An 11,562-nucleotide genomic window follows, 5' to 3' on the forward strand; every position below is an offset into this window, starting at 1 on the left:
ATGGGCGGCTATGCCCCGAAGACCCGGGCCGGCCTGATCGCCCTGATCGCCATGCGTCGGGCGGCCGCCGAGAAGATCCGCCGCGAGAAACTGGCCGAGGCGAAAACACCGGAACAGGTCGCGCCCCTCGTCGAGGCGGATCGCCGCCAGAAGAAGGCCGGCTGGTTCCGGCGCTAGGCCTTCGGCGCGCGGATCAGCAGCCCCTGCCCCGACAGCACCAGCAACAGGCCGACCAGCGCCGGCCAGCCGAAGCGCGCGCCCTCGAACAACACCGAGACCAGCATGGCGATCGGCGGCGTCAGGGCTGAGATGTAGCTGGCCATGGCGTAACCGATGGTCCGGGCGATGGTGAAGTACAGGCCGAAGGCGATGACCGAGCCGAAAAGCGACAGATACAGCAGCGAGCCGATGTAGGCCGGCGTGGGCGCGATGCTGAACTCCACCCCGGCGGCCAGACCGTAGATCGCCAGCAGCCCCGTGCCGTAGGCCATGGCCCAGGCGGTCGAGGGAATGGCCTGCGAGCCGTGCTGCTGGCCCTTCCAGGCGAAGAAATTGCCGAACGCCGACGCCGTGGTGGCGATCAGGGCCAGCCCCACGCCGACGGCGGCGCGATGGTCGAAGCCTGCGCCCAGCACCTCCCCGCCCGAAAGGACCGCGACCCCGGCGATGCCCAGCAGGGCCCCGCCCCAGGAGGCTGCCGCCGCCTTCTGCCGCGCGACCAGACGAAACAGGACCAGATTGATGAAGGTCAGGGAGGCGAAGGTCACCGCCACGATGGCCGAGGCCACATGCTCCTCGGCGGCGTAGGTGAAGCTGTAGCTGACCGAGAAGGCGAAAGCCCCCTGCCCCAGCGCCGCCAGATGCTGGGCCTTCGTCAGCTTCAGGTTCTGCCGGAACACCAGACAGCCCAGGAAGAGCACTGCCGAGGCCAGACCGAACCGCCAGACGATGGAGGCGATGTTCGGAACCGCGCCGAGCTGGAGGGTGATCGCGTACCAGGTCGTGCCCCAGATCATCGCGCAGATGATCACGCCGACGATCCCAAGCAGGGTCGTGCGGGACAGGCGCGGGCGCGCGACAGGCGCTTCGGTCGGGGTCGTCATGGTCCGCAGATGAACCACGCCGGGGTCCGGGCACAAGCCGGGTTATCGCTGATCCGGCATAAGGCGCGCTTGTGCCGGTCGGGCCGGGGTCAGGCGCGCAGCTTCAGCGCCTGCCGCGCATCGACCGGGACGGCGTGATAGGCGGTCGCCGGACGGATGTTCAGCCGCGTCCGGGCCTCGTCCAGCGGGCGGGCGAACAGGGCTTCGTAGTCCAGCCCCGGCAGCCAGCGCGCCGCGCGGCCGTTGCGCCAGGCCTGCAGCACCGCCTTGCGGGCGGGGATGGAGCGGTTCTCACGCTGGATCTCCCGCGCCGCGCCCCAGCCGATGAAGGCGAAGCCGAGGTTGCGGGTCTGGGCATAGGAGAAGGCGACGACGCAGGCCTCGCCCAGGGCGTCGGTCTCATAGCCGGTCAGCACATGCCAGACGTCGTGGATGTCCCGAATACGGCGCGAGTACCAGATGATGGGGTGCGGCGCGTCAGCCATCGGCGCGACCTTGCGGGCCTCATCGGCCAATCCCTCGGCGGTGAAATCCCGGCTCTCGCGGAAGTCGCGATAGGCGGCGCCGACCGTGCCCGGCTCGAATCGCGCCAGCCAGGCCGGATCATCCAGCTGATGCGCCAGCTCCTCGCGCAGGAAGGCCTGACGCCCGCCCTCGACGGTCTTGAGCATCCGGTTATAGCCGCGCCCGAGCGAGCGGCCCGACAGGGCGCGCATGATCTCGAACACCTGGGCCGTGTCTTCCTTGTTTCGGATCAGCCGGCGGAAGGCCCGCAGGGCCGTCAACGGCTCGAGCCGCTGGGGTTTCAGACGCTCGAACTCATCGAAGTCGACGGCGGCGGTCATGGAGGCCATCCCCTGGAAGACACAGCCACCATAGCGCGATCCCCGAGGGAGGTGAACGACGATAAGGCCGCAGCCACCGGCTCCCTCATGCGTTAGGCTGGCGCTGATCGGAGGAGCCCCATGCGCCACGCCATCCTGCTGACCCTGCTGCCGTTGGCCCTCGCGGCCTGCGCGCCCTCCCCCTCGCCCGAGCCCGGCGGGCCGCCGACGATGGGGCACGGCATGACCGTGGTGAATGTCACCGCCACCTATCGCGAGCGCATCCTGCTGACGCCCGGCCATGTGCTGAAGGTCCGCGTCGAGGACGTCAGCCTCGCCGACGCCCCCGCCCGGGTGCTGGCCGAACACACCGAGACGCTGGACGGCGGCGCGCCCCCCTATCATGTCACCCTCGGCTTCCCGAGCAGCCAGATCGACCCGCGCCACACCTATGCGGTCCGCGCCGAAATCCGCGATCCGGGCGGCGCGCTGCGGTTCACCACCGACACGCGCCACGCCGTTCTGACCCACGGGGCCCCCGCCTCCGCGGACATCGTGCTGGTCGCCGTGCGCTGAGCCGCCTACTGAGGACGAATGCTGAAGAAGCGCTCCGTCTCCCTGTCCGGCCACGCCACCTCCGTCGCCCTCGAACCCCAGTTCTGGGCCGTGCTGGATCAGGTCGGTGAAGCGCTGGGCCTGTCGCACGCCGGGCTGATGAAGCGGATCGACGAGACCCGCGGCCGGACGCCGCTCGCGTCGGCCTGCCGCCTGCTGGCCCTGGCCTGGGCCGGGGGCGATCGTTCTTTCGCAAATCAGGGTTCGTCGGATTGACTTCAGCCATGGCGAGCGCATCGTCCGGGTCTTCTTCCGGAGCGCGGCCGTGGCCTTTCAACTCGACAAATCCCTGCTTCCCGCCGTCGTCTTCGGCGGTCTGATCGCCGCCGGCCTGATCGGCGCCGGCGCCTTCATCGGCTCGGGCGTGGTCAATGCGCAGGTGGGTAACCGGCAGGTCACCGTGCGGGGCGTGGCCGAGCGCGACGTCGTCGCCGACCTCGCGGTCCTGAACCTCAGCTTCAAGGCCGCCAACGACGACCTGCCGACCGCCCAGGCGCAGATCGACCGCGACCTTGGCCTCGTCCGCGAGTTCCTGCGACGTCAGGGCTATCCGGACGACCAGATCACTATCGGCCGGCTTCAGGTCACCGACACCCGGGCGCGCGAATACGGCTCGTCGGACAATGTCGTCCGCTACATCCTGAGCCAGAATGTGGTGGTCCGCACCCGCGACGTGCAGCGCGTCGCGCAGACCGAAAGAGCCCTGAACGGTCTGGTCCGCGAAGGCGTCCAACTGGACTTCGCCTCGCCCAACTATGTCTTCACCCGGCTGAACGACGTCCGGCCGTCGATGATCGCCGAGGCCACGGCCTCCGCCCGGACCGGGGCCGAGCAGTTCGCCAAGGATTCCGGTGCTCCGCTGGGTCCGATCAGGCAGGCGACCCAGGGGTCGTTCGAAATCCTGGCCCGTGAGGACATCGACCCGGAGCCCAGCTCGTTGAACAAGCGGGTCCGGGTCGTCGCCACGGTCACCTACCAACTGCGCTGATCAGTTCGCCGCCGGCTCCGGATTGGGCGAAGGCGGCTCGACCGGCGGCGGCGTCGGGATGTCCGGCATCTTCGGCGCCTCCGGCAGGGTCGGCCGGGGCAGGTCCACGTCAATGTCGACGTCCGTCGTCTTCGGCGTGTCGATGGTCCCGCCACGCATCAGCAGGACGACGGCGATGATGATCACCACCACGACCAGACCGCCGATCAGGACGCCCAGAAAACCGCCGCCTCCGCTACGGGGCGGTGGATTGTTGATCGTGGTGTGATGCACCACCTCGGGCCGCTCGGGCGGCGGGCGTTCCGGATCCGTCATGGCTCAGCCTCCCGTCGGCGCGGCCGGGGCAGAAACCTCCGGCAGGTCGACGTCGACATTCACTTCCTTCTTCTGCGTGCCGGGGATGCCGCCGCTGAAGAAGATGAAGGCGATCACCGCCACCACGACGACCAGACCGCCGACGATAAACGCCAGACCGGTGTTGCCGCCGCCGCTGCTGCTGTTCTCCGCCATCAGGGACCTCCTCTTGCTTCCTGTCCGGGCGACAGAACGGGAGCCGACCGTCACGGTTCCTTTCTTGTGGAGACCGCCGTTATGTGTAACACCCCGAATGGGGGAATTATGGCCGATCACAACCTTTTCGCGCGCAACGCACGGGCCATTCTGGCCCTGTCCGCGACCGCCGTTCCGCTGGGCGGTTGCGTCATCGCGCCCGGCGCGGCCGGGGTCGACGGCCACTACCTCGGCTACGTGCGGCTGAAGCCGGGAGCCGCCGCCGAGGGCGGGCGGGTCTCGGATGTCGAGACCCTCGGCGCCTGGCTGGAACCGGCGTCACGGACCGGCGGCCCCGGCAGCGCCGGTCTGGGCTACCGACGGGCCGAGCGGGTGGCCGTGCCGCTGGACTGCCGCATCGCGGTCATTGTGCGCTCCGAGGCCCAGATGGCCGAGGCGCGCACCCTCATTCAATCGCTGGAAGGACGTCAGGCATGCGCCGTCAACGCCGTGGATCAGTGATCCGCCTCACCGCCGCCCTCGGCGCCGTCGCCCTGACGGGCGCCTGCGCCCACAACGACGTGCTGGTCTTCGGCACCAGCACCACCATCGGCCTGAACGTCGAGACGGCCTCCACCAACGGCGCGGCGCCGTCGATCGTGCTGGGTTACGAGCGCGAGGAAGCGGTGTGGATGCCGCTCGTCCTCAACGGACGCGACAGCGACCTGGCGATGTGCGCGGACAATGGACAGGGTCAGTGCCAGACCGGCAGCGTTCCCGTCTCGCAGGCCATGTACCGCTCGGAGATCACACGGGACGGCCGCACCAACCGCGACGCCTATTCGGTCTTCGCCAGCCTCGGCGCGCGCTTCAACGGCAACGCCAACACCAATGACGGCGTGGGCGCCGGAGGCGGGCTCGCCCAGTTCTTCGCCACCGGCAACGCCGCGCTCAATATTTCCGCCAACGAGGCGCTGGTTACGGCCCTCAAGGTCGAAAGCCCGGAAGGCGCCGCGGCCCAGGCGGCCGCCGTCAGGGGCGCGGCCGGTGGAACGGTCGACGTCGACGCCCTGCTGGCGGCCGACGTGTCGGCGATCGATGAGCTGGAGACCTGCAGCAAGGGGAGCGACGACGGATGGCACTGGTCGACCATTCTCGACGCCATTCCGGACTCCGCGGTGACCCCCGGCGACATGCGCTACCTCAGCCGCATCACCTCCCCCGCCCAGATGCGTACCCGGTTGCACAGCAACCCGCGGCTCCGGACCGCCGCGCTCGCCGCCGCCCGTTCCACCGACCTTTGCTGAAGAAGCGACCATGCCCGACACCGAAGCCATGAACCGCGACGTCGCCGTCGTCGTCTGCAAGTCCAGCCAGGTCGCCTCGGTGAAGCGGCTTTGGCTGGGGTCCGGCTACGAGGAGATCACCGGCCTGCCCGAAGATGTCTTCGCCCTGGCGCGGGTCTTCAAGGGCGTGAACAACGCCGACCCCAAGGTCGACGAGTACGACCAGCGGGTCCTGATGTTCGCGACCAAGGCCGAAGACGCGGCCGCTGACGACCCCGATGCAGAGGGGCAAGACTGACCGTCGGGTGCGAGCTGTCCGGGGCAAACACAGCCCCGCCCCCTTAACCCGCGCCTCGCGTGTGCTACATTCGTTCTCCTACGAATGGACGCCGCGTGACCGATTCCCTGCCCTCCCCGCGTATCTCTGACCTCGCCCGCTCGCATGGCCCCGAAGGCCAGGGGGCGCTCGACTATCTGAAGGGGCTCAACCCCGAACAACGCGATGCGGTGGAGACCACTGAAGGACCCGTGCTGGTGCTGGCCGGCGCGGGCACCGGCAAGACGCGGGTGCTGACCACCCGTCTGGCGCACATCCTGGCCACCGGCCGGGCGAAGCCGTGGGAACTTCTGGTCGTCACCTTCACCAACAAGGCCGCGCGCGAGATGCGCGAGCGGATCACCCATCTGATCGGTCCGTCGGCGGAAGGCCTGCGCTGGCTGGGCACCTTCCACTCGGTGGCCGCCCAGATCCTGCGTCGCCACGCCGAACTGGTCGGGCTGAAGTCGACCTTCACCATCCTGGACACCGACGATCAGGAACGGGTGTGCAAGCAACTGCTCGAGGCCATGAACCTCGACACCAAGCGCTGGACGCCCAAGTCGCTGAACAACCTGATCGACCACTGGAAGAACCGCGGCTGGACGCCCGACAAGCTGCCGCCGTCCGAGGATTTCGCCAACGGCAAGGGCCAGACCCTGTACGCCGCCTATCAGGCGCGGCTGGCCAGCCTGAACGCCTGCGACTTCGGCGACCTGCTGCTGCACAACCTGACGATCCTGTCGCAGCACGCGGATATCGCTGAGGAATATCGCCGCCGCTTCCGCTACATCCTGGTCGACGAATATCAGGACACCAACGTCGCCCAGTACCTGTGGCTGCGCCTGCTGACCGCCTCGACCGGCAACGTCTGCTGCGTCGGCGACGACGACCAGTCGATCTACGGCTGGCGCGGGGCCGAGGTGGACAACATCCTGCGCTTCGAGCGCGACTTCCCCGGCGCCAAGGTGATCCGGCTGGAGCGCAACTACCGCTCGACCCACCACATCCTCGGCGCCGCCTCCGGGCTGATCAAGGCGAACCGCAGCCGTCTGGGCAAGACGCTGTGGACCGAGGACAAGACCGGCGACAAGGTCCGGGTGCGGGGCGTCTGGGACGGCGAGGCCGAGGCCCGGCTGATCGCCGACGAGATCGAGACCGCCCGCAAGCAGGGCGTCAGCTACCGTGACATGGCGGTGCTGGTGCGGGCCTCGTTCCAGATGCGGGCGTTCGAGGAACGCTTCGTCATGCTGGCCATCCCCTACACGGTCATCGGCGGCCCGCGCTTCTTCGAACGGGCCGAAATCCGCGATGCCCACGCCTATCTGCGCCTGATCCTGTCCGAGGACGACGATCTGGCCTTCGAGCGGATCGTCAATGTGCCCAAGCGCGGGCTGGGCGACACCAGCGTCCAGAAGGTGCTGCAGATCGCGCGCGAGAACGGCGTCTCGGCCATGGCGGCGGTGCGTCACCTGATCGGCACGGACGAGCTTCAGGCCCGCACCCGCACGGCCTTTTCCAACTTCATCCGCGACATCGACCGCTGGCGCGCGCTGGGCCAGACGACCAGCCACTGGGAGCTGACCGAGGCTGTTCTGGAGGAGAGCGGCTACACCGACATGCAGAAGGCCGACCGGGCGACCGGCCAGACCCGGCTCGACAACCTGAAAGAGCTGACGCAGTCGATGCAGCAGTTCGACGGCCTGACCGCCTATCTGGAGCACGTCTCACTGGTCATGGACCTCGACCGGGGCGAGAGCGCCGAGTCGGTGCAGATCATGACCCTGCACGGGGCCAAGGGTCTGGAGTTCCCGCTGGTCTTCCTGCCGGGCTGGGAGGAAGGCGTCTTCCCCAGCCAGCGCAGCATCGACGAAAAGGGCGAGAAGGGCCTCGAGGAGGAACGCCGCCTGGCCTACGTCGGCGTGACGCGGGGCAAGGAGGATGTCCGCATCTCCTTCGCCGCCAACCGCCTCGTCTACGGGCGCTGGACCAGCCAACTGCCCAGCCGGTTTGTCGACGAGCTGCCCATCGACCACGTCGAGCCGCAGTCGGACACCGGCTATTACGGCGCCTCCTCCGGCATGAAGGAGGCCAAGAGCCGCTGGGACGAGGCCCCCTCGTTCGGCTCGGGCTATTCCTCGCCGGGCTGGAAGCGCGGCCAGGCCTTCACGGCCAACCGCGTTCCCAACGCCCAGCCCGCCCGCCAGACCCTGCTGGAAGGCAACGGCCGGCTGGTCGCCACCGCCGATCCGAAGGCCGGCTCCGGCTGGTCGCGCGGCGACCGCGTCTTCCACCAGAAATTCGGCTATGGCGCCGTCAGGGCCATCGAAGGCAACAAGCTGGTCGTCGCCTTCGACAAGGCGGGCGAGAAGAAGGTGATCGATACGTTCGTGGAGAAGGCTTGATCCGCCTCCGGGAAACAAACTGTGGGTGGACTTCCCATCCTCGCCCAACCGAAGCTGGCGCGAACCCAGCGCGAGTCTCCGCCGATGATGAACCGCCGCACCCTGCTCACCGCCACGGCCGCCGTCGCGGCGACGCCCGCCCTGCCCGCCTTCGCGCGCCGGACCGCGCCCTCGGGCTTCGTGCGGCGCGAGGGGACGCAGTTCACCCTGGACGGCAAACCGTACCGCTATGTCGGGACCAACCTCTGGTACGCGGCGTGGATCGGGCATGAGGGGCGGCTGGCGCGCGAACTGGACGCGCTGGCGGCGGACGGGGTGACCAATCTGCGCATCGCCGCCTCGGCCGAGCACTCGCCGCTGAAGAACTCGGTGCGCCCCGCCTTCCATGATCAGGCCGACGAGTACAACGAGGCCCTGCTGACCGGGCTGGACCACGCCATGGCCGAGATCGGCAAGCGCGGCATGAAGGCGGTGCTGTACCTGACCAATTTCTGGGAATGGTCGGGCGGCATGGCCACCTATCTGCTGTGGACCAACGGCGGCCGCTACATCGACGCGGGCGACCCCGCGCACCCGTGGCCCGCCTTCCCCGAGTTCGTCTCGGAGTTCTATTCCAGCGGCGAGGCCGTCGCCCGCTATCACGCCCACATCCGCAAGATCGTCGGGCGGGTGAACACCGTGACCGGCAAACCGTACGCCGAGGACCCGGCCGTCATGGGGTGGCAACTGGCCAATGAACCGCGCCCAGGCGGCACGGACGCCACCGTCGACCGCACCCTGCCCGCCTTCCATGCGTGGATCGGCGAGACCGCGCGGCTGATCAAGTCGCTGGCGCCGCACCATCTGGTCTCGACCGGCGGCGAGGGGCTGAAGGGCTCGATGGAGCGGCTCGGACTGGTCCTGTCGTCACAGGCGGACGACGCCATCGACTACCACACGGCCCACGTCTGGCCGGGCAACTGGGGCTGGCTGGACCGCACCGACATGCCCGCCACCCACGCCCGCGCCGTGGCCCTGTCGAGCGAGTATGTGGCCCAGCACGTCGAGCTGGCGAAACAGGCGGGCAAGCCGCTGGTGGTCGAGGAGTTCGGCTATCCCCGCAACGGCGACGTCTACGATCTGGACGCCTCGACCTCGATGCGGGACGACCTCTACGGGGCCATCCACGCGGCCGTGCTGGCCAGCGTCCGCGAGGGCGGGCCGCTGGCCGGGTCCAACTTCTGGGCGTGGAACGGCGAGGGCCGGGCCCAGCATCCGGACTTCCGCTTCCGCAGCGGCGACACCGCGTTCGTGGGCGACCCGCCGCACGAGCCGCAGGGCTGGTACGGCGTGTTCGACCAGGACGTCTCGACCCGTCGGATCATCCGGGCCCAGGCCGAGGCGCTGGCGGCGCTCTAGCGGCGGCTCGGGGCGACGATCACAGGCGGCTCGGCCGTCGGCGCGGGGCAGTCGATGCGGGCGCACAGCTGACGCCGCATCTCGGCCTCCATGAGCGGCTGGAAGCGCTCGATCATGTCCCCCGCCTGCCGCGAGAGCGTCAGGGTCTTGGCCATCACCGACCGCCCGGTGGGGCTTTCGTAGAAGGCGACCAGCTCTTCCAGTTCCTGCAGGGTGAAGGTCTCGGCGTACTGCTCGACGTAGGCGTCCATCATCTGCGGCATCACATTGCCGAACGCCTCGAGGAAGGCCTCGCGCACCACCGGCACTTTGTCGGCCGGGATGCGGGAGTCGCTCAGCATCGGCGCGACCATGGATTCCATCATGGTGTTGGTCAGCTTCTCGAACTGGCTGACCTCGAAGAAGCGGCGCACCAGCGCCTTGCGCGCCTCGAACTCGGCGTCCTGCCGGCCGGCGACCGCCGCGGGCGGATCAGTGCGGGCGGCGGCGGGCGCCGCGGCCGACAGTGCCGCGACGGCGGCGAGACAGGCAAACGTGGTCCGGATCATGAAAGTACCCCTGTTTTCCGTTTCCTAGCCGGGAAGCGCCGCCGAAGAAACAGCGGCCGCCGCCCATCCCCAACCCTTCGTTAAGCCTGAACACGGACGCTGCGCGCGTGCGTGAGTCCCGTTCCACGACCGTTGCGACCGAACCGGCCCCCACCTGGTGGGAGACGGCGACCTGCGTCGCCCTGATCGCCATGCTGACCGGCGCCCTGATCGGCCCGGTGTTCGCCCCCCTGCAGCAGGAGACGCCGGTGCTGCGTCTGGTCTGGCTGCCCGCCTATGCGGCTATCGCCGGACTGGTGATCTTCCGGCTGGACCGGATGTGGCGCGCCTGGCCCGCGGCGATCCTGGTCGTGATGCTGGTGGGGCTGTGCTTCGCCTCCAAATACTGGTCGCTGGACTATCATACGACCAGCCGCCGGGTGATCGCCCTGGCCATCAGCTGCGTCTTCGCCCTGTATCTGGGCGCGGCCTTCCGGGGGCCGCACCTGCCCCGCCTGCTGATGCTGTCCAGCCTGATCATGGCCGTCGGCAGCCTGATCATGGTCTTCGCCTTCCCCGCCATCGGGGTGCACCACGACGTCAACGCCGGCCTTTGGCGGGGGCTCTGGTACGAGAAGAACCAGATGGGCGCGGTCATGGTGATCGGCGCCACGGCGGCGGCGGCCTGTCTGGCCTCCAACGACCCGCGCCGCCTGCTGCCCGCCCTCTCCTTCGCCCTGTCCAGCGGTCTGGTGCTGGCCACCCAGTCCAAGACCTCCCTGCTGTGTCTGGTGCTGGGCGTCGGCGTGGTCGGCGGCTTCTGGGCCCTGCGCAGGGGCGGCGCCGCCTTCGCCGTCGTGGCGATCTGGAGCGCCGTCGTGGTCAGCGCCCTGGGCCTCTGGATCTGGGAGACCCACTCCGTCGCCGTGCTGGAGGCGCTGGGCAAGGACCCGTCGCTGACCGGCCGGACCGACATCTGGGCCAGCCTGATGCGCCGCGTCGCCGAGCGTCCGTGGACCGGCTACGGCTACGGCGCCTTCTGGGGCCGGATCGGCGAGAGCCCGCCCGCCGACTGGGTGCGCAAGGAGACCGGCTGGATCGTGCCCTCGGCGCACAACGGCTGGATCGACCTGCTGGTCCAGCTGGGCTGGCCGGGCGCGATCCTGGTCGGCGGCCAGCTGGCCCTGACCTTCGTCGTCACCCTGTTCCGCAGCGCCGGGTCCGGCGTTCGCGAGGGCTGGTGGGCGCTGGGCTTCCTGGCGGCCTTCTTCGTGCTCAGCCTGTCGGAATCGATCCTGCTGACCCACCAGAGCCTGCCGTTCGTCCTCTTCCTCGCCGTGATGACCCGCGCCTTCCTGCCCTCGTCCACAGCCGAGGCGGTCCCGCTTGCTCCAAAGCCCCGTCGGGCCTACCAGACCGGTCCCCGAATCGCCGCACACTCGTTGAATGGCCAACTCCGCCGATCTCTTCCTGTTCGATGACGAGCCGACGCAGCCGCGTCCGGCCGAGCCCGTTTCCACGCCTCCGGTCGCCCCGACGCCCGCTCCGGCGCCCGTCCCGCAGGCCGTCGCGCCCGTGACGCCGCCGCCCGCCGCGCGCCCGGCCGACACC

At 69.3% G+C, this 11,562-nt stretch carries 15 protein-coding genes; 10 read left to right on the forward strand and 5 right to left on the reverse strand.

Annotation, left to right across the window (positions count from 1 at the left end; translation table 11 throughout):
- A complete protein-coding gene (locus VGE03_RS11670; protein ID WP_331046643.1) occupies window positions 1–177 on the forward strand; it encodes a hypothetical protein in 177 nt (58 codons plus the stop codon).
- Here the strand turns inward: VGE03_RS11670 and VGE03_RS11675 are convergent.
- The gene (locus VGE03_RS11675; protein ID WP_331046644.1) at window positions 174–1,121 is read right to left on the reverse strand and encodes a DMT family transporter; all 948 of its coding nucleotides are present in this window, start codon (window positions 1,119–1,121) and stop codon (window positions 174–176) included. The two genes, VGE03_RS11670 and VGE03_RS11675, sit on opposite strands and share 4 nt — an antisense overlap.
- Before the next feature lie 71 nt (window positions 1,122–1,192).
- On the reverse strand, window positions 1,193–1,948 hold the full coding sequence (locus VGE03_RS11680) for a Coq4 family protein (protein ID WP_331046645.1): 756 nt from the start codon (window positions 1,946–1,948) through the stop codon (window positions 1,193–1,195).
- 120 nt (window positions 1,949–2,068) lie between these two features.
- Here VGE03_RS11680 and VGE03_RS11685 point away from each other — a divergent pair, with 120 nt between their 5' ends.
- From VGE03_RS11685 to VGE03_RS11695, 3 genes are read left to right on the forward strand one after another with little or no spacing between them, the layout of a single operon-like run.
- Window positions 2,069–2,503, forward strand: a complete 435-nt coding sequence (locus tag VGE03_RS11685) for a YbaY family lipoprotein (protein ID WP_331046646.1) — start codon at window positions 2,069–2,071, stop codon at window positions 2,501–2,503.
- Between the two features lie 18 nt (window positions 2,504–2,521).
- Complete coding sequence (locus tag VGE03_RS11690) at window positions 2,522–2,758, forward strand: ribbon-helix-helix domain-containing protein (protein WP_331046647.1); 237 nt, start codon at window positions 2,522–2,524, stop codon at window positions 2,756–2,758.
- 49 nt (window positions 2,759–2,807) lie between these two features.
- The gene (locus VGE03_RS11695) at window positions 2,808–3,530 is read left to right on the forward strand and encodes an SIMPL domain-containing protein (protein WP_331046648.1); all 723 of its coding nucleotides are present in this window, start codon (window positions 2,808–2,810) and stop codon (window positions 3,528–3,530) included.
- Here VGE03_RS11695 and VGE03_RS11700 read toward each other — a convergent pair whose 3' ends face one another.
- Both VGE03_RS11700 and VGE03_RS11705 read right to left on the reverse strand, forming a co-directional pair.
- Window positions 3,531–3,845, reverse strand: coding sequence for a hypothetical protein (locus VGE03_RS11700; protein ID WP_331046649.1), 315 nt, complete (start codon window positions 3,843–3,845; stop codon window positions 3,531–3,533). It lies immediately after the preceding gene.
- 3 nt (window positions 3,846–3,848) lie between these two features.
- Complete coding sequence (locus tag VGE03_RS11705) at window positions 3,849–4,040, reverse strand: hypothetical protein (protein ID WP_331046650.1); 192 nt, start codon at window positions 4,038–4,040, stop codon at window positions 3,849–3,851.
- Between the two features lie 108 nt (window positions 4,041–4,148).
- Here VGE03_RS11705 and VGE03_RS11710 point away from each other — a divergent pair, with 108 nt between their 5' ends.
- The 5 genes from VGE03_RS11710 to VGE03_RS11730 all read left to right on the forward strand — a co-directional run bounded on the left by VGE03_RS11710 (window position 4,149) and on the right by VGE03_RS11730 (window position 9,424).
- Complete coding sequence (locus VGE03_RS11710) at window positions 4,149–4,541, forward strand: hypothetical protein (RefSeq protein WP_331046651.1); 393 nt, start codon at window positions 4,149–4,151, stop codon at window positions 4,539–4,541.
- The gene (locus tag VGE03_RS11715; protein ID WP_331046652.1) at window positions 4,514–5,326 is read left to right on the forward strand and encodes a hypothetical protein; all 813 of its coding nucleotides are present in this window, start codon (window positions 4,514–4,516) and stop codon (window positions 5,324–5,326) included. The genes VGE03_RS11710 and VGE03_RS11715 overlap by 28 nt, the downstream gene beginning before the upstream one ends.
- A gap of 10 nt (window positions 5,327–5,336) precedes the next feature.
- The gene (locus VGE03_RS11720) at window positions 5,337–5,603 is read left to right on the forward strand and encodes a hypothetical protein (protein ID WP_331046653.1); all 267 of its coding nucleotides are present in this window, start codon (window positions 5,337–5,339) and stop codon (window positions 5,601–5,603) included.
- 95 nt (window positions 5,604–5,698) lie between these two features.
- Window positions 5,699–8,026, forward strand: a complete 2,328-nt coding sequence (locus VGE03_RS11725; protein WP_331046654.1) for an ATP-dependent helicase — start codon at window positions 5,699–5,701, stop codon at window positions 8,024–8,026.
- 21 nt (window positions 8,027–8,047) lie between these two features.
- Window positions 8,048–9,424, forward strand: coding sequence for a glycoside hydrolase 5 family protein (locus tag VGE03_RS11730; RefSeq protein ID WP_331046655.1), 1,377 nt, complete (start codon window positions 8,048–8,050; stop codon window positions 9,422–9,424).
- Here VGE03_RS11730 and VGE03_RS11735 read toward each other — a convergent pair.
- A complete protein-coding gene (locus VGE03_RS11735; RefSeq protein WP_331046656.1) occupies window positions 9,421–9,972 on the reverse strand; it encodes a DUF2059 domain-containing protein in 552 nt (183 codons plus the stop codon). The genes VGE03_RS11730 and VGE03_RS11735 overlap by 4 nt on opposite strands.
- A 107-nt stretch (window positions 9,973–10,079) precedes the next feature.
- Between VGE03_RS11735 and VGE03_RS11740 the strand changes: the two genes are divergently transcribed.
- Window positions 10,080–11,432, forward strand: coding sequence for an O-antigen ligase (locus VGE03_RS11740; protein WP_331046657.1), 1,353 nt, complete (start codon window positions 10,080–10,082; stop codon window positions 11,430–11,432).
- The last annotated feature ends 130 nt before the right edge of the window (window positions 11,433–11,562 follow it).

The sequence above is a fragment of the Brevundimonas sp. genome (assembly GCF_036400995.1).
Classification (GTDB): Bacteria; Pseudomonadota; Alphaproteobacteria; order Caulobacterales; family Caulobacteraceae; genus Brevundimonas.